Genomic DNA, 1,184 nt, shown 5'->3' on the forward strand with positions numbered 1-1,184 from the left:
TGAACGAGAAACGCATTCAGCAATTGAATGAAAAACGCAAAAATGAACTCAAGACAAATGCGGAAAGTTCGAAGGTCATACAAGATTTAAATAAAGAAATTAATACAGCTATTCAGCGACAAAGTGCCTGGCAAAAGCAAGTAAAAGATGCTACCGGCAAAATGCTCGACTACACATCGTCCACGAAAGATTTAGAATCCGAACTGGCCAAACTTAAAAAGAAGACGGACGACAATGTGGAAAGTCAGAAAAAAAGCGGGTTAGCCTTTTCTGCTCAAAAAGATAAGCTTAAAGGATTGAGTGACCAGGCGAAGATCCATCAACAAATCGTTGATACCCAAAAACAAAAAGTTGCGGATTTGACAAGGGAATTTGGCGAACATGATCGTAGAGTCGATGAGGCTAAAAACAAATACAAGTCCCTTGTGGATGAGCAACATAAATTGAATTCATCGTTCAATACTCTGAACCGAAAAATCTCCACTGTTCACCCCTCTATTGGTAAGTTAGCAGATGATATTGGAAAAGCAGAATCGAAGCTTCGAGGTTTATCCGATCGTGCCCTGACTACGGGTTCAACACTAAATGATACAGGCCAATCCATTTCATCTAGCTTTAGCGGGATTACTTTAGCCGGCGGCGTAGGCCTAGGCTATACCATCAAGCAAGCAGCTGATTTTGAACAAGCTATGGCTGATATTAAAGCGCTCATGAACCCACATGAGTGGAAAAAATACGGGAGTGGGATCAATACCCTTGTAAAAGACCTGGGACTGGAAACGAAGTACAGTAATAAAGAAGTGGCCATCGGGATGCAGGAATTGATTAAAGCTGGTGTTGATTTAGACGCAATCATGAGTGGTGGTCTAAAATCTGCCCTTTCATTAGCCACAGCTGGTGAATTGGAATTAGGTCAAGCAGCTGAAATTGCCTCCACCGTGTTGAATTCATTTAGAGATGACAATATTGATATGGCCAAGGCAGCCGACTTATTAGCCGGTTCCGCAAATGCTTCCGCCACATCTGTGGAAGAAATGAATTATTCCTTATCCCAGGTTTCAAGTGTGGCAGGGCCCGTTGGGTTTAGCTTTGCAGATACAAATACAGCATTGGCAGTTTTTGCTCAAGCGGGGCTTAAAGGAAGCGATGCAGGTACATCCTTAAAAACCATGATCATGCGGTTG

At 42.6% G+C, this 1,184-nt stretch carries 1 protein-coding gene; it reads left to right on the forward strand.

The annotated features are described in order from the left end of the window. A partial coding sequence (locus tag CVN76_RS00080; protein ID WP_100530056.1) for a phage tail tape measure protein occupies positions 1-1,184 on the forward strand: 1,184 nt, incomplete at both ends.

The sequence above is a fragment of the Bacillus sp. mrc49 genome (genome assembly GCF_002803435.1).